Below are 18052 nucleotides of genomic sequence, written 5' to 3'. Positions count from 1 at the left end.
TATTATTCGTTTTCTTTATTATCAAAAGGTTTTATTAATATACCTACACTAAATATAAATCCATCTGTAGGTGCATAAATTTCTGGAAATACTGGATTTTGATGAGGTGGTAAAACCAAGGGCGAAAATCTGCTTTGTCTTCTATCTGTAAAATTCTCAAAATTGACAAATACAGTCCCAAATTTAAAATTACGCATTGCCAATAAGCCCATTGTTATAAAATCAGTTGTTTCTGTACCATCAGATAAATTTTGTTTACCAGTGTAATAGGTTTCATAACCAATTCTCCACTTATCAGATTCATACATTAAAATACTACCTGCATTATGTTTTGCTGTTAACGGTTTTTGTGGGTTACCAGGTAAATAATTTAATGTAGTGTTTATTAGTGCATAATTTAAGAACCATCTAAAATCTTTATAAGTGAATTTTATATTGGTTTCTGCACCTCTACTTATAATATTATCTGTCGCATTTTCAAATTTAAAAAAGTTATTATTAGTTGAGTTTAACAATAGAGCATCTTTAATTGCTGTTAAGTAGAATAATTGATTAATAGAAAAACCTATTTCATCAGATAAGTAACCTTGGTAATTAAAATCTAAATTCATACCATAAGAACGTTCAGCTTTCATTACAGATTTATCAATTGCAAGTACATTCTGAAAATTAATATACTCTGCTTCTTCTGTAAAAACATCTGGGATTTTATAACCTAAACCACCACCTATTCTGCTTGATAATCCAGAATTATTTTTATACAACAATGATATTCTTGGAAGTGGAAAAAAACCAAAGTCGGTATTGTAATCTGCTCTTAAACCTGTTTCTAATATCCAATTTTCTGAAATATCAAAAATATTATTTACAAACGTACCAAATGTTATATCTTTTTGATCTCTCTGTAATGATGCATTGTCATTCTCATCAAAATTTGAAGTGTAAAGATTTCCTCCAAATATCCAATCTGTTTTAGTTAATGCTTTGTTATAGGTAATTTCAGTAAATGTATTTAATTGCTTACCATCAAAATTAAAATTAGGAATAGTTAAATCTCTATCAAAAAAAGCAATGCTATTTTTAAACTCTAAAGAACTAAAGTCTTCAAATTGTGTTTTGTATACAAACTGACTACTTAAGCGTTTGGAAATATTTTCCTCTGTATATTGATGAATACCATTTTCACCATTTTCAATTTTATTAACATCACCACCAATTCTATCATCATAAGTTCCATTTAAACCAAACCAAAGTGTTGTGTTTTCTGATGGGTAATAAAATAATTTTGGATTGAATGAGATAGATTTTGTTTCTGGTAAATTACTAAAACCATCATTTTCTGGATCATATATTTTTTGGAAGTGACCAGAGCCATAAAGAGATACACCAAATTTTTTATTTCTTTTACTATAAAAAATATTAGCTGTACTACCTAAAGCTTGGGTTTGTGTGAACATTAAATCTAAAACAGGTTTTTCACCTGGTGTTTTTGAAACCATATTTACCAAACCTGCGATTGCACCACCACCATAAAGTGTAGAGGAGCTTCCTTTAATAATCTCAAATTGTTTTAGATCTAAAGGTGGAATTTGTAGAATACTTAAACCACTTGAAAAACCACCATATAATGGAAAACCATCCCTTAATAGCTGGGTATATCTGCCATCTAAACCTTGTATTCGAATATTAGTGCTACCACTACTTAAAGATGTTTGCTGCATCTGTATTCCAGTACTTTCACGCAATACCATAGAAATGTTAGTTGGATTCATTACAGCTTTTTCGCCTAATTCTTCAATACCAATAAATTCTATTCTTGTAGGTATTTTTCTTACAGTTCTTGTGCTTCTACTGGACTGTATTACAATTTCGTCAAGGTCACCTCCAGTTTCTTTCAATTTAAACAACAATTCTTTTTTATTAGGTATTTTTATTGTGGTTTCTAAACTCTCAAAACCTAAAAAAGAAATAATTATTTGATGAGGACCATTTGGAATATTTGAAAATTCGGCAATACCATCAAAATTAGTAACTGCTCCTTTTTCTAATGTTTTAAAATAGACAGTTGCACCCATTAAAGGTTCGTTTTTATCTACTGTAAAGACTTTTATTTGTATATCTGATGTTTGTGCTTTTAATGAAAAGCAAAGTAATAATATGAGCATTATACTCATTATATATTTATTCATTGAAGTAAATTATAATTAACTAAAAAATTGATTTAAAAATCTAAATGTTTAGCTAATTACTTGGGGAGGTTGCCAGATATTGGTATGAAAATCAAACCTATAATTTGATTGATAAACAGCAATTATTTGAGTAGAAATTTTTTGAAAATCAATTGAACTAAATACTTTTAGTGGCTCATAAGTTATAGACATACCACAACAACTGCAAATACAGGTTATTGGACAATTATCATCACTATCTTCTTGATGATTATGATTAACACCTATTTCTTCTTGATTTAGGTCTGCTTGATTTAGACCATCTGAACAAGGTGTTGCAGAAAGCAATATTATTAATAATGATAATATGATTGTAGCAAATTTCATTAATACAAAAGTAAAAAATAATATGTGCAATGGTTGTGCAAAATGAAACCTATATAATAAATTTACAAATGAAGCTCTTTCTTTTCTTTTACAGTTGTATGGATACTCAATTTATCTTTCAAAACAGCCATATCCTCACTAACTTTTCTATCAATTATTTTAGCATAATGCTGTGTTGTTTTCAGAGATTTATGCCCAAGCATTTTACTAACAGATTCTATTGGAACACCATTAGTAAGTGTTATAGTGGTTGCAAAAGTATGACGTGCCAAATGAAAAGTTAAGTTTTTATTTATTTCGCATATATCAGCAATTTCTTTTAAGTAAGCATTCATTTTTTGATTACTTAAAATTGGTAATAACTTATTTGAATTTAAAACATCAGAATCCTCTTCATATTTTTTTAAAATTATTTCTGCAGAAGGCAATAATGGAATATTACTTTTGGTTTTAGTCTTTTTTCTTGTTGTTTTTATCCAACGACCACCATCAATACCAATCACGGTATTATCTTTATTTAAAGCTTTTACATCTGCATAAGCTAAACCAGTAAAGCAGCTAAACACAAAAATATCTTTCACTAAATTTAAACGATGTATAGAGAATTCTTTTTCAATTAATCTTTGAATTTCTTCTTCATCCAAAAATTCTCTTTCTACCGTCTTTAAAATTCCTTTCCAGTTAAAAAACGGGTCTTTAACTATCCAATCATTGGCGTATGCAATTCTAACAATTTTCTTAAAATTAGTAATGTATTTTATTGTTGTATTGTGTGCACAATTTTTTTCTGTTTTTAGATAGTATTCAAACCCTGTAATAAATTTATTGTCAATCTCGGTTACTGGTATATCTTCTATTTTATATTCGTGATTGATATAATTTTTTAAATGTTTTTTTGCTGTTTTATATCTTTCTGAAGTACCTAAAGCATAATCTTTACCAACTAACTTTTCCATTTGAATATTATGATTTTCAAAAATTTCTAAAGTCATTTTTCGAACCTCATTTTTACCTTGGTAAATGTTTCTAATATTAATAGCAGTAATTAATTTATTTTCTTCTACTAATCTTTGGTGTATTTTATAAATTCGATTAGCAATACTATCAATATATTTATTAAGTTGTTGAGCCGCTCCAGAAGAACCTTTCATTTTGCCAGCAGAGGAACTCCACTTTTGAACATCAACCTTTCTTGAAATACTTAATTCGGCTCTTTTACCATTTACAGTAATCCTTAAATAAATATTTGCTTTTCCATTTTTGTCTGCTTTACTACGTTTGATGTAGAAAATGAATGAGAATAAATGTTGCATAGGTGTCAGTTAACTATTATAGCATAAATATACGAAAATAAAATTAAAAAAAACTCATAACTAATTAAATATCAGTATATTTAGTTTGATTCGGTGTCAGTTATAAATTAAAAAAACAGACCCCTAATCAGCATCTTACACAACAATTTTTGATGATTTTGATTGGTATGCTTTAAATAGAAAAAACCCTACAAACATAGCGTTTGTAGGGTTTTGACTCTAATTAGTATTCCTTTCGCAGAGAGGAAGGGATTCGAACCCTCGATACAGTTACCCATATACTACCTTTCCAGGGTAGCTCTTTCGACCACTCAGACACCTCTCTAAATATACAAGGCTATCAATCCATCTGGAGCGTTTACCTGTATTATTTTGTTTTCTCTATCTACTTTTTTAATAAAATCGTCAACCATAGGAATAAAAATTTCTGTCCCATCCCTATCAATTTCAAAAAGTGGTTGTGCAGCTTTATCGTTTATATGAACAATCTGCCCAACTTCACCAAAATTAGTATCTACCACAGTAAAACCAATAACTTCATGATAATAAAACTTATCTCCTGTTAATTCTGGCAACATGGTATTTGGTAAATAAACACCAGATTTTAAAATCGCATCCGCTTCTTCTTCAGAATATACATCTTCAAACTGAACACGTAATTGGTTGCCTTTATGCAGCGAACTTTTTTCAATAAAAAATGGAACCAAGTTTGCGCCAAATTCGACGTAAACTGATTCCATTTCTGTGTACAACTCAGGTTCATCAGTATCTAATTTGATAACTACTTCCCCCTTAAAACTATATTTTGTTACGATTTTGCCTAAATAAAAACAATCTTCTTTACGCATACTCGTGTAAATTATAATTTATTCTGCTGCTTTTTCTTGAGCTTCATCAATAGTTTCTGGAGCCACTTCAGCTGCATCTTCTGCTGCTGCTTCCACTTCCGCAACTTCTTCCACAACTGGTTTAGCTGCTTCAATTCTTGCTTCGTTTACTGCTTTTTCTGCTGCTAAAGCTTTTGCTTTTGCATCTGCTTCTGCCTTAGATAAACCTTCTGACTTTGCAGCAATTTTTGCTGCTTTTTCTTCTAGCCAAGCGGCAAATTTAGCATCTGCTTGCTCTTGTGTTAAAGCACCTTTTCTTACACCACCAGCTAAATGATTCTTTAACATTGCACCTTTGTAAGATAAAATGTTTTTAGCAGTATCTGTTGGTTGTGCACCATTTTGTAACCATTCTACAGCTTTATCAATGTTTAAATCGATAATTGCAGGGTTAACGTTTGGATTGTAAGTACCTATTTTTTCTAAGTATTTACCATCTCTTTTTGCACGAGCATCAGCAGCAACTATCCAATAGAATGGTTTCCCTTTTTTACCGTGTCTTTGTAATCTAATCTTTACAGACATAATTTGTTAATTTTTTGAGGTTCTCGACCTCGATTATTAAAATTCTTACCATCTCGTGATAAGCGAGTGCAAAAATACAAAACCTTTTTAAACTAAAATGCTAAAAATCAATATTTTTTATCACTTCTAATGTATTGAACAGCAAAAACTTGTCACCACAACGCCTGCCACTTCAAACGTAGTGAAAAGTTTCATAAACAAACATAGCAGTATGCAAAACAAACGTGAGCAATACTATGAGGTTTCTCCTGGCGTCGAAAAGACAAGTTTGCGGGTAAAAAATAATTATTACGGATAAATCAATTCAAAATTCATCAATCTAAAACAACCCGTTTATTTGAGAGTCTATCCTATCAATTATATATCCTAAATCTTCTTGGTTGGCTACAAAATCGAGTTTATCAACATTAATTACTAGTAATTTTCCCTTGGTATAAGTAGAAATGAATGCTTCATAACGTTCGTTTAATCGGCTTAAATAATCTATGGAAATAGAATTTTCATATTCTCTGCCACGTTTGTGAATCTGACCAACCAAAGTAGAAATATCTGCACGTAAATAAATTAATAAATCTGGAGGTGTTATTAGGTTTTCCATTAAATCAAATAGAGAAGAATAGTTGCTAAAATCTCTATTTGTCATTAAACCCATTGCATGTAAATTTGGTGCAAAAATATGGGCGTCTTCGTAAATAGTTCTATCTTGAATAATTTTTTTCCCGGTTTCTTTTAATTCTAAAATCTGTCTGAAACGGCTATTTAAAAAATACACCTGTAAATTAAAAGACCAACGCTCCATTTCGCCATAAAAATCATCTAAATATGGGTTTTCATCTACAGATTCGTAGTGAGGTTTCCATTTGTAGTGTTTGGCTAAAAGTTTGGTAAGCGTAGTTTTACCTGCGCCAATATTTCCGGCAATTGCAACGTGCATATTAAATTGTATAAAATTATAAAGGCGTTAAAGGTACATAAATTTTACAATTGTAAAAGGATTAGCAAAGTAATTTATAACCAATACCTCTTACATTTAAGATTTGTATACTTTCATCTTTTTTCAGCTTTTTTCTCAATTTGGTTATAAAAACATCCATACTTCTCGCGTTAAAAAAACCGTCACTGCCCCACAATTTATTTAAAATAAAACTACGGTCTAAAACTTGATTTTTATTGTTGGCTAAATAAAATAACAATTGCGCCTCTCTATGGGTTAACTGTTGCTCCTCATCTAATAGCGTTAAGGTTTGCTTAGTTAAGTTAAAAATATAATTACCAATTGTAATGTGCTCTTTGTCAGATTTTAGTTCAATCCTATTTAGGAGAGCATTAATTCTTACAATTAATTCTTCCATAGAAAATGGCTTTTTTATGTAGTCATTAAAACCTTCTAAAACATCTGCAGTTTGTGATTTTGCCGTTAAAAAGATAATGGGAATTTGTTTGTTTTCTTGTCTTATTTCTTTGGCTAGGGTAAAACCGTCTTTTTTAGGCATCATTACATCTAAAACTAAAATGTTTGGTTCTTCATTTTTATACATTTCTAGAGCCTCTTCACCATTTTCTGCATGAAAAACTGCAAAATTTCTAGATTCTAGGCTTTCTTTTACAATCATACCTAAACTGGCTTCATCTTCTGCAAGTAAAATTTTAATTTTATTCATTTGGCAAATTTATTTTAAATATGGTATTGTCTTTTGTCGATGTTAAGGTTAATGTACCCAAGTGCTTTTCAATAATTTTTTTGCAGTAATACAAACCAATTCCAAAGCCTTTTACATTATGTGTGTTTCCTTTTGGCACTCTATAAAATTTATCGAAAATCTTTTCTTGTTGTAATTTATCTATTCCTGTTCCATTATCTGCCACAGCAATTTCCATGCTATTTAAAATTGAATTTACATGTATTTCAATTGTGTTTCCACCATATTTTATGGCATTATCAATTAAATTGGAAACAACATTCTCAAAATGAAAAACATCAACATTTAAATGCAAAGGTTTTACATTGGCAGCAAATAAAATTTCTTTTTCATTCGCTAATAATTGATGTTTTTTTACTTGTTTTTCAATCAGGTCTATAATATCTACAGATTCTTTCTTTAAAATTAATTGTTCGCTATCTAAAGTGGCGGTTTCTAAAAGTTTTTCTACCATTTGATTTAGTTTTTTCAGCTGAACAGAAGACACAGAAAGGTACCTATTGGTTTTTTCTTTATCGTCTAAAACATTAAAATTTTCTATAGCTTCAATAGCGGTGGAAACTGTTGCAATTGGTGTTTTAAATTCGTGGGTAATATTGCTGATCAAATCGTTTTTTATAATTGCCAATTCTTTTTGCGTGCGAATTACTTTTAACAAATAAAATAAACTAGAAATTACCGCTAAAGCTAACAATAAAGACAAGGCAATTCCGAAAAAACTACGCTTTAAAGCTTCAAAATTTGGGTTGTTGTATACCAATTTAAAGGTTTCGTTTTCTTTTACATAAGTAGATTTAGAATTTACGGAAAAAACAGTTTGGTCTATTAAAGAATCATTTGTTTGATGAAATAGTGTGTCGTTTTTAAAGTGATTAAAACTGGTTTGAATACTAATTTTTTTATGGTCTAATTGTTTTTTTATTAAAGAATCAATTTTATCATAGGCTACATATTCATCTAAAAAAGAAATAAATATTGGTTTTAAATTAGATAATAATTTTAAGCTGTCTGCTGCTTTTTTACCTTTAAAGTATTTTACTGGTGTTTTTGTGCCATCAGCATTGGTGTTAAACCCGTTTTTATCATCTATAAATTTAGAAGATATTGCAATTGCTTTTACTTTTTTATCTGCTTTAGAATCTTTCTTTAAATTAAAATCAGTTACAAAATCTCTGGTTTGTGTCATCATAGAATCTATCTTTTCTTGAGATAGATTATCGTTAGAAGTAATTTTAATACCATTAAGAGTTATTTTTGGTTTTACAGAATCAACTTTATTTTCTCTTATTTCTCTTAAAATAGAACCAATAGAATTTTCTTTAAAAGTTGTTTTTTTATTTTCTACTATGGTTATAAAATTACTTTTTGCCAAAGTAGCGTAATATTCCTCTACAGCATTGTCTAAACTCAATTGTATATCATTGGTAACTTGTCTCTTATTTTCTTCATAATTTTTAAAGTTCCAATAAAATTGAATGGTAACAGTTGCTAGAATAGTAATGGCAATAACGTATAAAAGCCAAGGTTGTTTTGTGGTATTCATATTACAAATATAGAAGGTAAAAATTATAAAATCAGCTGGTTAACAATCGTTAACACTACTTAACTATGAAATACAATTGTCTTGTCCACCTTTGTACAGAACAATTAAAATCAATACTTATGAAAAATCTAATTTTTTATGTGCTACTTCTTTTTTGCGGAATTACAAATGCACAAGACAACAAGATAAATTCAAATTATGTAAAAGATGATGTTGCAAAAATTACCTCACTTAAATTTTCTGCGGATAAAGTAGAAGAATTAAAAAAAATTAATTGGGATGATATAAAATCGATTTTTGCAACCAACAAGCCAGAGCAAAAAATAGCTTTAGGTTTTGCTTTAGATTTAAGTAAAACTTCAAAAGATCAGTTTAAATGTGAAATAACTATAAATGATGAATCAAAAAATATAGAAGATGTCATTAAAAAGAGTAAGAAAATGGTTAAAATGATGATTAAATTATCGGAAAATAAATAAAACTATTATGAAAACACTATTAACAACAATCGCAATTTTATTCGCTTTTGCCATAAAAGCACAAAATTTTACAGGAAAAGCAGTTTATAAAACTAGCCAAAAAAGTACGTTTAAATTTAAGGATGGTAAAAATGCAGGTATTGATGAAAAAATGCAAGAAGAACTTAGGCAAAGAATGCAAAAAATGAATCAGAAAACATTCATTTTAAATTTTACTAAAAATACATCTACCTACAAACAAGAAGAAAAATTAGAAAACCCTGGAGCTAAAATTGGGGCAACAGGTGTTAAAATATTGTCTTTAGGTGGTTCTAGTGCTTCAGATGTATATTTTAAAAATAGTAAAGAGAATCGATTTGTAAATCAAACTGAAATACAAGGCAAACGTTTTTTAATAAAAGATAGTCTGCCAAAACATGCTTGGCAATTATCATCAGAAACAAAAAATATTGGGCAATATACTTGTTACAAAGCAACCTTTACCAAAGAAGTAAAAAATAAAAAGATTACTATGGTTAATGGCGAGTCTAAAGAAGAAGTTACCAAAGAAACCATTGTTACCACAGCTTGGTATACACCAGAAATTCCTTTAAATAATGGACCTGCAAATTACCAAGGTTTGCCCGGTTTAATTTTAGAAGTAAATAATGGTAAAAAAATAATAGTTTGTACAGAAGTTGTTTTAAACTCCAAAGAAAGTATAAGCATACAAGAACCAGAAAAAGGTAAAATTGTTACACAAAAAAAGTTTGACAAAATAAAAAAACAAAAAACAGAAGAGATGTTGGAAAAAATGAAAGGTAGAAATGGTTTAGATCTAGGAAATGGTCTAAATATTAAATTTGGAGGTTAAGCTTATTTATAATAAATATGAATTAAACGTTTAAAGATTTCAAATTAAACTTTTAAGTTTTCTTTAAGTCTAAGGGTAAAGCATTAACAGTAGTTTTGAATAAACTTAGAATTAAAGAAATGAGAGTATTACTTACAATTGCCTTATTATTAGGTACATTAACCAATTTTGCACAGAAAGATTTTCAAGGAAAAGCAACCTATATGTCTAAATCTACTATGGATATGAGTCGTTTTTCTAGAAACGGACAAATGTCTGAAGCTAGAAAAAAAGAAATTGCAGCCAGAATGAAATCTTTCTTAGAGAAAACCTACATTTTAACTTTTAATACAACAGCATCTGTTTATAAAGAGGATGAAAAATTAGCAGCTCCTGGCGCTGGAAGCGGAAGAGGCTGGGGAGGAATGACTGGTGGTGGCACAAAATATAAGAACACTAAAGACATGGTAGCTTTAGAATCTACAGAGTTTTTTGGTAAAAAGTTTTTAATTTCTGATGAAATGGAAATGCCACAATGGGAATTAGGCAGCGAAACTAAAAAAATAGGAAATTATATTTGTTATAAAGCTACCTTAACCAAAGATATAGATCCTTTAGATTGGACCAATATGCGTAGAAGAAATAGAGATGATGATAAAAAGAAAGATGATGCAAAAACAGATTCGACAAAGACAATAAAGGTTTCTGAAGAATTTGAAATGCCAGAAAAAATAACAGTAACAGCTTGGTATACACCACAAATACCAGTGAGTAATGGCCCTGGAGAATATTGGGGTTTACCTGGTTTAATCTTAGAAGTAAACCAAGGGAGAACAACAATTTTATGCACAGAAATTGTGATGAATCCAGAAGATAAAATAAAAATTGAACAGCCAACTAAAGGAGAAGAAATTACTAGGAAAGACTACACAGAAACCATTACCAAAAAAATGGAAGAAATGAGAGCACGTTTTAGAGGCAGAGGAAGAGGCGGAAGAAGAAGCTAGTAATTCAAAATAGAAATCAAACTTTATACCTAAATAAATGAAAAAAATAGTACTACTAATCCTACTTATGGTTACTTTTTTTACGAATGCTCAATTAAAACTTACTGGGGTTGTAAAAGATAGTATTGGAGAGCCTTTAGAAATGGCAAATGTTTTGGCCATTGATAAAATTACCAAAAAAATGGCATCTTATGGTTTTACAGATGCACAAGGTAAATACAAATTAGATTTGGCTAAAAACGGTACTTATAATATTAAAATTAGCTACATAGGTTTTAAGCCTGCAGATTTTGAAGTACTTACAAAAGAAGCAGATATCGTAAAAAATATAACCTTAAAAGAAGACAATTCTTTAGATGAAATTACCATAGTTTCTAAAATGCCAGTAACTGTTAAGGGAGATACTATTGTGTACAACGCAGATTCCTTTAAAAACGGATCTGAACGTAAATTAGAAGATGTTTTAGAAAAACTACCAGGTGTAGAAATAAACGATCAAGGCCAAATAGAGGTAGAAGGCAAGCGTGTAGAAAAAATTATGGTAGATGGTAAAGAATTTTTTAGTGGAGATACAAGGTTGGCTTCTAAAAACATACCTTCTAATGCTGTAGATAAAATACAAGTATTAAGAAATTACTCTAGTGTAAGCCAATTAAGTGGTGTGCAAAACAACCAAGATAGAGTTGCTATAAACATCAAACTAAAAGAAGGAAAAAAGAATTTTTGGTTTGGCGATATTTCTGTTGGAGGTGGAAACTCTCAAGATACAGGTTTGTACTTATTTCAACCTAAATTGTTTTATTATTCGCCTAAATATACAATAAATGTTATTGGAGATTTAAATAATTTAGGAGACATTGTGCTAAGCAGAAGAGATGTTAGAAGTTTTGGCGGTGGTTTTAGAAGTGAAAGTCCTTCTAATGGTACAAACATTAGTTTGCCAGATGTGGGTATTGGATTTTTAAATGCAGGTGCAAGAAATGCAAATCGAATAGAAACTAAGCTATCTGCAGTAAACTTTAGTTATTCTCCTAATACAAAATTAGATTTAACAGGTTTTTTAATCTGGTCTGGAAATAGCAATGGGCAAAGAAATATTATAGATATTGATTATATAGATCCTGCAATTCCAGATGAATTTAGAGACAATACTACAGACCAAAACAGCAACACAGGTTTGTTTCGTTTTGGAGCTGTTTATAAAAAAGATGTAAATAATCAAATGAATTATAACATATCTGGTCGTTTTTCTAATGAATCTAGAACAGAAAATATTGCTTCACGTGTGTTAAGTGATATTACAGAAACTCAAAATGCAACACCTTATACGATTAATCAAGATTTGAGTTATTTTTATACAGCAAACGAAAAAAATATTTTTGCTTTAGAGGTTACCCATGTTTTGCAAGATGAAGACCCTTTTTATGTAGCTTCTCTTGAAAATGATCCTAATAATAATGACTTGGCAGAGAATGATGGTTTTGATGATGCTGCAGAAGATTTAGGATTGGATAGAACCAATTTATTTTACACTTTAGAACAAGACAGAAAGGTAAAAACAAATCAATTAGATGCCAGATTAGATTATTATTACATTTTAAACGGAAAAAGTAATTTGAATTTTGTTGGAGGTACAATTGCAAGCAGTCAAAATTTTAATTCACGTTTTTTTCAAATTTTAGATAACGGAACACAATTTAATCCAGACCCAGAAATAGACGGAATAGATGATGAGCAAATTACCAACGACACCCAATATAATTTTACAGATGTATATGTTGGTGCTAGATATCGATTAAAAGCAGGTATTTTTACTTTTACACCAGGTGTTACAGCACATGCTTACAATGTGAATAACACACAATATGGTACAGAATTTTTTAAAGATACTTTTAATGAATTATTGCCTGAATTTGAAATGGTTGCTCAGTTTAAGAAAAGCGAAAGCTTAACCTTTAATTATAGAAAAAGGGTAAATTTTACAGACGTAAACCAAATTGCAAGAGGTCTTGTAGCTAGTAATTACGATTCTTTTCAAGCAGGTAATGCAGAGTTACTAAATTCTAACACACATAATTTTAGTTTATTTTACAGAAGTTTTAATTTGTTTAATAATACCAATGTTGTAGGAAGATTATCTTATAGTAAAACAGCAGATCAAGTAAATAGAAATACAATTTTCACACCAGGTAATATAGTTCGTAGTGCTTCATTTTTAAATTCTCCTTTAGATAATGAAAGTGCAACCGCTTTTTTAAATGCAGGAAAAAGGTTTGGTAAAATTCAAACTTCTTTAACAGGTAGGTTTAATTATTCTAAAACTTTTCAATTTTTAAATAGTACAGCCAATACAAACGAGAATATAAGTAGATCTGTAGGAGCAAGAGTTGGTACTAATTTTAGGAAAGCACCAAATGTAACGTTAAGATATAATGTTTCTTTTTTAGATCAAAATAACAGTGCCAGAAACGCTATTGTAAAAACAGTAAATCATAGGCCTTCTATAAATTTTGATGCTTATATCTGGAATGCTGTTACCTTAACATCTGATTATTCTTTTACGAATCAAATAGTGGATGGAGAAAGTACCAACACATTTAGTATTTGGAATGCAAAATTAGCCTATAGAAAAGATAGAGATGCAAAGTTTGAATATGAAATTGTTGGTAACAACCTTTTGGCAACAGGTTCAGAAGCAAGTGTTAATCAGAGTATTATTTCTACATCTATTAACGAACGTTTTATCTTACCAAGATTTGTAAGTTTTAGAATCCGTTATCAATTATAAAATTAAGAATTACATAACTTTTAAAAATGGCTCCATAATTATGGAGTCATTTTTATTTTGTTTATTATTTTCGCAGTATGAGTTTATTAGCAACAAAATCGCCTTTATACGCCACTTTAAAAAGTTTAGGGCTTATATTCTTTTTTTTAGCAACAGGTTTGTTTTTAGATAGTCGTTATTTTGTTTCAGTTACAGAAAATGCACAAGATTATGCAAACGGAGTAATGTTTGTGGTATTTACGATTGTATTTTACAAAGTAAACAAGCGTAACAGAGAACAAATGATTACAGCAGTACTCATTGCAATTATTGGTGAATATTTATTCTCTATTGTTATGGGAATGTATGCCTACAGGTTAGGTAATGTACCTCATTATGTGCCTCCTGGGCATGCTTTGGTATATATGGCAGTTTTATATTTTTCTAAAGCGGCCAGCATTATTAAACATAAAGCTAAAATTGAAGGTTTTTTTACGGTTTTCATCATCATTTATGCAACTGTATTTCTTATTTTAAAGAATGATGTTTTTGGTTTTGTAATGACGGCTGCAACACTTTTAATCTTAAGAAAAAAGCCTAGAGAGCGCTTGTTTTATTTAACCATGTATATAGTTGTAGCTTATTTAGAAATTGTAGGAACACATTATTTGTGTTGGGAATGGCCTGCAACTGCCTGGGAAGTTTTCGATTTTTTACCAAGTCATAATCCACCAAGTGGCATTAGTTTTTTTTATTTTTTGTTAGATTTAGGCACACTTTGGCTATACAAACAACGTCATAGATTGGCTTGGGCAAGAATGAAAAATATTAGAAAAATTAGAGAAAATTTAGCTCTAGCCAAAAACTAAACGTATTTTTATTTCGTTATTTTATAGTAGTAATTATAGCTTTATTTAAAGTAAAACCAAACGTTAGTTTTAGTGAAATTTCTTTTTCAGAAAATTTGTATCCAGAACTCGTTTAAATTATGAGATTTAGATTTAAACTAATTTTCAATTAAAAATGTCTATAGCAGTAACATCAGTATCTAAATTTTATAAAACACAAAAAGCGTTAAATAATGTTTCTTTTTTTGCGGAAAAAGGACAGATTATTGGTTTCTTGGGGCCAAATGGTGCTGGTAAATCTACAATGATGAAGATTTTAACAGGATTTATAAAACCAAATTCTGGTACTGTTTTAGTTGATGATATTGATGTTTTGCAAAGTCCGCTAAAAGCACAAAAACAAATTGGTTATTTACCAGAGCATAATCCTTTATATGCAGATATGTATGTAAGAGAATATTTGCAATTTCAAGCTGCTATTTTTAAGGTTGATAAAAGCCAAATAGAAATTTGTATCAATAAAGTAGGATTAACCTTAGAAGCTGGTAAAAAAATAAATCAGCTTTCTAAAGGATATCAGCAAAGAGTTGGTTTGGCAGCTGCAATTTTACACAACCCTAAAGTTTTAATTTTAGATGAACCAACTACTGGTTTAGATCCTAATCAATTGGTAGAAATTAGAAGCTTAATTAAGGAGCTAGGTAAAGACAAAACTGTTTTATTTTCTACACACATTATGCAAGAAGTAGAGGCTGTTTGCGATAGCGTTATCATTATTAAAAAAGGAGAATTAATTATTGATAAACCGCTTGCTGAATTACAAAATAATAAGCAACAAATTATAAAGGTTATTTTTAATGTAACTGTTAATGAATCTCTAATTCAAAGATTAGATTATCTTGTTGCATCAAAAAAAATGGATAGAGCTACTTGGCAACTTACTTTTAACTCTGAACAAGATATGCGTGCTAAAATTTTTGATTTTGCACAAAAAAATGACTTTAAAGTGCTAGAATTAAGTTCTGAAAACAAAACTTTAGAAAGTTTGTTTACAGAGTTGACAAAAAATTAAGTTGTTTGCTGTTAAAAAAATAAAATCCTCACAGTTTCCAAAATCTGTGAGGTCTTTATATCAAAAAAGTGGCTTTAAATTACTTCCTTTTGAAGTGCTCTATACGCGTTAAGGATTGAGCGACCTGTTTGAACTCTTTTTTGCTTTTTCAGCAAAAAAAGTGAGTAGCGAAAGCCTGACCTGAAAGGGAACGCCCAATTAATTATTTTGTAAATATTGATAAGCTTCCAGCAAAGTTGGAAAAACCAATGCACTCCCGCCCGCTTTTAATTCTTCTTCTGTGTATTGAGTAGTAATTCCAATAGGAACCATTCCTGCTAATTTAGCGGCTTTTGTGCCCGTTAAACTATCTTCAAAAACCCAAATATCTTTAAAATCAGTTTGCGTAAAACCCAAATGTTCAGCTAGTTTTATATAGGCTTCTGGCGCAGGTTTTGGTTTATCATAATCTTGAACTCCAAAATAATTTTTGAAGTTCAAGAATAAATGTTTGATGCTATTTTTTAAAAATCCTCTTGTGGCGTTACTTGCAATTCCGTAAGGAATATTTTTAGCTGTTAGAAAATCTGTAAACTCTCTAACGCCAGGTAATAAGTCTGGTATTGTAAAATATTTATCAAGATGAACGTCCTTTAACAAAAATAATTCTTCTGCACGTTTTTCTTCACCAATAACACTGCAATAATATTCAGAGATTAGCATTGGCGATTTACCTGCATGACTTTTAGGAAAAGGTGCAATTTCTTGATTAAATAATTCTCTAAAAGCACTACTCCAAGCATTACCATGGCTTTTAAAGCTATGTACAACTACACCATCAAAATCGAACAAAAAACCTTTAGGCAACACTTTTTTCTGCATGTACAGCTTTTTTTGCATTTACCAATTTGGCCAAATAAGGATTCAAAAATTTATTTGTAGGATCTAATTCTGCTCTTAAATCTTTAAAATCTTCCCATTTTGGATAAATTTTAGACAATTGTGCATCTTTGGCTGCAAAACGTTTTCCCCAATGTGGTCTTCCTCCATATTTTAAAAATATGTTTTCTACTGTTTTAAAAGCTTCGTAAGTATCTGCTGTTGCTGCATTTCTAGAAACACACCCCATAGTTACAATATCTTCATTGTATGCATAACTTAACCAAGCCTCATCTTTTTGCACAAAACGCACATCCATAGGAATATGAATAAAAGAATTGTTAGACCATTTGTTAATTTCTTCCTTCAATTCTGCAAAAACCTGTGGAAATTTACTTAAACCAACTGTCCATTCTGCCAATTCTAAAGTAGAACCTCTAGATTTTGTAACGGTTGCTTGATATAAAGAGCCTTTGTGTTCTTTTTTAGAACTAAAAAATCCACGATATAATAATTTATTAGCTACGGCAGTTATCCAAGGAAAAACGTGCGAATATTTATATAAAATTTTAGATGCAGTTCTTCTATGTTTTAAAAACTTAGGACCTAAATTTTCTGTAATTTCAGTATCAGGGTTTATTTTATCTCCAGTAATTACATAACCATTATTTGTATGTGGCAACCAAAGCACTCTTAAAAAAGCATGCTTTTTTAAACGTTCTTGTACTTTTGGTAACCATTGATTATCATTTTCTGGTCTTTCTTTAATATGTAACGTATATTCTGGTTCGCATTGAAAAGTTACAGTAGACAAAACACCTAACATTCCTAAAGAAACCTTTACCGCATTTAATAATTCGTCTTCTTTGTTTATCTCTTTTACAGAACCATCTGCTAAAACCAATCTACAAGAGTCTATATATTCAGATAATAATTTACCACTTGTACCATGTGTTCCTGTTGCTAAAGCACCACCAATTGTTATGGTATTAATGTCTGGCAAACAAGGTATACACCAACCTACTTTTTCTATAGCTTCCAATAAATCGCCCAAAATAACACCAGATTCTACAGTTATTGTTTTGGCATTATAGTCATAAGAAACTATTTTATTGTAGCTTTTCATGTCTAATAAAGCTGAAGTTCCTGCTGCAATATCTGCCGAAGATTGTTTGTTTCCAAAAAAACGAATCTTATCGTTGCTAGCAATTACTTCTCGCAACTCCTCCTCTGTGGTCACCTTATATAGTGATTTGTAGTCGTGTTTTAAGTTCTCATTCCAACTTACCCAAGTACCGTTCTTTTTTTGTTCCATTTTTTTTAAATTTTATTAAACAAAGTTAGGTTTAATAAACTCTGTAAAAGTGAAGGTTTCGTTAATTTATCTAAAAAGTCTTGATTTTACTTGAAGTTTTAAGGAAATGACAAAATAAATAGCGTTCAACAAAAATATTAGTATTTTGAAGAAAATATTTTATCAATTTGAAATTAAGACTGTTTTATTTTTCTGGTTGAAGATTAAAAAAGGTGCCAGAGCACACTTGACAGGTTTTAAAAATCTGTAAGATCTTATAGAAAGCTTTCAAAAATAAAGACAAATAATTTGAAAATGGTTATAAACCTAATTAAACCTCAAAGTGCTTAACTGCGCTTGTTGAATTACAAT

16 protein-coding genes and 1 tRNA gene are annotated in these 18052 nt (G+C 29.8%); 6 read left to right on the top strand and 11 right to left on the bottom strand.

The window, feature by feature from the left end:
• Window positions 1-2: 2 nt before the first annotated feature.
• From Q0684_RS04050 to Q0684_RS04010, 9 genes are all read right to left on the bottom strand, one after another.
• Entirely contained in the window at window positions 3-2189 is a 2187-nt protein-coding gene (locus tag Q0684_RS04050) for a TonB-dependent receptor (protein WP_299012762.1), read from the bottom strand.
• Window positions 2190-2237: 48 nt separating this feature from the next.
• Complete coding sequence (locus Q0684_RS04045) at window positions 2238-2585, bottom strand: DUF6660 family protein (protein ID WP_299012761.1); 348 nt, start codon at window positions 2583-2585, stop codon at window positions 2238-2240.
• Between the two features lie 32 nt (window positions 2586-2617).
• Window positions 2618-3868 (bottom strand): site-specific integrase, encoded by a 1251-nt coding sequence (locus Q0684_RS04040; RefSeq protein ID WP_299012760.1) that lies wholly within the window; start codon window positions 3866-3868, stop codon window positions 2618-2620.
• A gap of 238 nt (window positions 3869-4106) precedes the next feature.
• Window positions 4107-4193: transfer RNA gene (locus Q0684_RS04035), tRNA-Ser, on the bottom strand.
• Window positions 4192-4716 carry a ribosome maturation factor RimM gene (rimM, locus tag Q0684_RS04030; RefSeq protein WP_299012759.1) on the bottom strand — a complete coding sequence of 175 codons (525 nt, stop codon included), beginning with the start codon at window positions 4714-4716 and terminating at the stop codon, window positions 4192-4194. Before rimM ends, Q0684_RS04035 begins: the two co-directional genes overlap by 2 nt.
• A gap of 18 nt (window positions 4717-4734) precedes the next feature.
• Window positions 4735-5280: a 30S ribosomal protein S16 gene (locus tag Q0684_RS04025; RefSeq protein ID WP_299012758.1), complete on the bottom strand. Its 546-nt coding sequence runs from the start codon at window positions 5278-5280 to the stop codon at window positions 4735-4737.
• Window positions 5281-5599: 319 nt separating this feature from the next.
• On the bottom strand, window positions 5600-6214 hold the full coding sequence (locus tag Q0684_RS04020; RefSeq protein WP_299012757.1) for a deoxynucleoside kinase: 615 nt from the start codon (window positions 6212-6214) through the stop codon (window positions 5600-5602).
• A 61-nt stretch (window positions 6215-6275) separates the two neighbouring features.
• Window positions 6276-6941 (bottom strand): response regulator transcription factor, encoded by a 666-nt coding sequence (locus Q0684_RS04015; protein WP_299012756.1) that lies wholly within the window; start codon window positions 6939-6941, stop codon window positions 6276-6278.
• A complete protein-coding gene (locus Q0684_RS04010; RefSeq protein ID WP_299012755.1) occupies window positions 6934-8523 on the bottom strand; it encodes a HAMP domain-containing sensor histidine kinase in 1590 nt (529 codons plus the stop codon). The genes Q0684_RS04015 and Q0684_RS04010 overlap by 8 nt, the downstream gene beginning before the upstream one ends.
• A 119-nt stretch (window positions 8524-8642) precedes the next feature.
• Here Q0684_RS04010 and Q0684_RS04005 point away from each other — a divergent pair, with 119 nt between their 5' ends.
• The 6 genes from Q0684_RS04005 (at window position 8643) to gldA (ending at window position 15528) form a co-directional block, all read left to right on the top strand.
• A complete protein-coding gene (locus tag Q0684_RS04005) occupies window positions 8643-9002 on the top strand; it encodes a hypothetical protein (RefSeq protein ID WP_299012754.1) in 360 nt (119 codons plus the stop codon).
• A gap of 7 nt (window positions 9003-9009) precedes the next feature.
• Window positions 9010-9855 (top strand): GLPGLI family protein, encoded by an 846-nt coding sequence (locus Q0684_RS04000; protein WP_299012753.1) that lies wholly within the window; start codon window positions 9010-9012, stop codon window positions 9853-9855.
• A 119-nt stretch (window positions 9856-9974) separates the two neighbouring features.
• On the top strand, window positions 9975-10841 hold the full coding sequence (locus tag Q0684_RS03995) for a GLPGLI family protein (RefSeq protein WP_299012752.1): 867 nt from the start codon (window positions 9975-9977) through the stop codon (window positions 10839-10841).
• Window positions 10842-10878: 37 nt separating this feature from the next.
• Complete coding sequence (locus Q0684_RS03990) at window positions 10879-13629, top strand: carboxypeptidase-like regulatory domain-containing protein (RefSeq protein ID WP_299012751.1); 2751 nt, start codon at window positions 10879-10881, stop codon at window positions 13627-13629.
• Window positions 13630-13706: 77 nt separating this feature from the next.
• On the top strand, window positions 13707-14477 hold the full coding sequence (locus tag Q0684_RS03985; RefSeq protein ID WP_299012750.1) for a hypothetical protein: 771 nt from the start codon (window positions 13707-13709) through the stop codon (window positions 14475-14477).
• Window positions 14478-14631: 154 nt separating this feature from the next.
• Window positions 14632-15528 carry a gliding motility-associated ABC transporter ATP-binding subunit GldA gene (gldA, locus tag Q0684_RS03980; RefSeq protein WP_299012749.1) on the top strand — a complete coding sequence of 299 codons (897 nt, stop codon included), beginning with the start codon at window positions 14632-14634 and terminating at the stop codon, window positions 15526-15528.
• A 198-nt stretch (window positions 15529-15726) separates the two neighbouring features.
• On the opposite strand, the gene Q0684_RS03975 is transcribed toward gldA, so the two are convergent.
• Window positions 15727-16389, bottom strand: a complete 663-nt coding sequence (locus Q0684_RS03975) for an HAD family phosphatase (protein ID WP_299012748.1) — start codon at window positions 16387-16389, stop codon at window positions 15727-15729.
• Window positions 16367-17701: a D-arabinono-1,4-lactone oxidase gene (locus tag Q0684_RS03970; RefSeq protein ID WP_299012747.1), complete on the bottom strand. Its 1335-nt coding sequence runs from the start codon at window positions 17699-17701 to the stop codon at window positions 16367-16369. Before Q0684_RS03970 ends, Q0684_RS03975 begins: the two co-directional genes overlap by 23 nt.
• Between the last annotated feature and the right edge of the window lie 351 nt (window positions 17702-18052).

The organism is uncultured Polaribacter sp., assembly GCF_947503875.1.
Classification (GTDB): domain Bacteria; phylum Bacteroidota; class Bacteroidia; order Flavobacteriales; family Flavobacteriaceae; genus Polaribacter.
This window is presented reverse-complemented; position numbering and strand designations above follow the sequence as displayed.

What these genes read in the sequence shown, in the direction of transcription:
- Q0684_RS04050 (WP_299012762.1), bottom strand. Translation starts at nt 2,189, where the DNA reads ATGAATAAATATATAATGAGTATAATGCTCATATTATTACTTTGCTTT.
- Q0684_RS04040 (WP_299012760.1), bottom strand. Translation starts at nt 3,868, where the DNA reads ATGCAACATTTATTCTCATTCATTTTCTACATCAAACGTAGTAAAGCA.
- rimM (WP_299012759.1), bottom strand. Translation starts at nt 4,716, where the DNA reads ATGCGTAAAGAAGATTGTTTTTATTTAGGCAAAATCGTAACAAAATAT.
- Q0684_RS04025 (WP_299012758.1), bottom strand. Translation starts at nt 5,280, where the DNA reads ATGTCTGTAAAGATTAGATTACAAAGACACGGTAAAAAAGGGAAACCA.
- Q0684_RS04020 (WP_299012757.1), bottom strand. Translation starts at nt 6,214, where the DNA reads ATGCACGTTGCAATTGCCGGAAATATTGGCGCAGGTAAAACTACGCTT.
- Q0684_RS04015 (WP_299012756.1), bottom strand. Translation starts at nt 6,941, where the DNA reads ATGAATAAAATTAAAATTTTACTTGCAGAAGATGAAGCCAGTTTAGGT.
- Q0684_RS04010 (WP_299012755.1), bottom strand. Translation starts at nt 8,523, where the DNA reads ATGAATACCACAAAACAACCTTGGCTTTTATACGTTATTGCCATTACT.
- Q0684_RS04005 (WP_299012754.1), top strand. Translation starts at nt 8,643, where the DNA reads ATGAAAAATCTAATTTTTTATGTGCTACTTCTTTTTTGCGGAATTACA.
- Q0684_RS04000 (WP_299012753.1), top strand. Translation starts at nt 9,010, where the DNA reads ATGAAAACACTATTAACAACAATCGCAATTTTATTCGCTTTTGCCATA.
- Q0684_RS03995 (WP_299012752.1), top strand. Translation starts at nt 9,975, where the DNA reads ATGAGAGTATTACTTACAATTGCCTTATTATTAGGTACATTAACCAAT.
- Q0684_RS03990 (WP_299012751.1), top strand. Translation starts at nt 10,879, where the DNA reads ATGAAAAAAATAGTACTACTAATCCTACTTATGGTTACTTTTTTTACG.
- Q0684_RS03985 (WP_299012750.1), top strand. Translation starts at nt 13,707, where the DNA reads ATGAGTTTATTAGCAACAAAATCGCCTTTATACGCCACTTTAAAAAGT.
- gldA (WP_299012749.1), top strand. Translation starts at nt 14,632, where the DNA reads ATGTCTATAGCAGTAACATCAGTATCTAAATTTTATAAAACACAAAAA.
- Q0684_RS03975 (WP_299012748.1), bottom strand. Translation starts at nt 16,389, where the DNA reads ATGCAGAAAAAAGTGTTGCCTAAAGGTTTTTTGTTCGATTTTGATGGT.
- Q0684_RS03970 (WP_299012747.1), bottom strand. Translation starts at nt 17,701, where the DNA reads ATGGAACAAAAAAAGAACGGTACTTGGGTAAGTTGGAATGAGAACTTA.